Consider the following 270-nt stretch of genomic DNA (forward strand, 5'->3'; position numbering starts at 1 on the left):
TGGTGGAGCGCGATCCCGCGGGCAACGAAAGCAGGCCGTCGGAGCCGCACGTGGTAGTCGTGGACACGACTGCGCCGGACCAGCCAGTCATTGGCGAAGTGATTGACGACGAAGGTCCGATCCAGGGTCCGGTGGGCAATGGGGAGAGCACGGACGACACGACGCCGACGCTGGTGGGCAAGGGCGAACCGGGTGACACGATCGTCGTGATCGACAACGGCACGCCGGTTGGCGAGACGCAGGTCGACGAGGACGGCAACTGGAGCTTCA

1 protein-coding gene is annotated in these 270 nt (G+C 65.9%); it reads left to right on the forward strand.

Annotation, left to right across the window (positions count from 1 at the left end; genetic code table 11):
- A partial coding sequence (locus tag F6X37_RS38195; protein ID WP_222945059.1) for an Ig-like domain-containing protein occupies positions 1-270 on the forward strand: 270 nt, incomplete at both ends.

Source organism: Paraburkholderia sp. 31.1, assembly GCF_014397645.1.
Taxonomy (GTDB): Bacteria; Pseudomonadota; Gammaproteobacteria; order Burkholderiales; family Burkholderiaceae; genus Paraburkholderia; species Paraburkholderia tuberum.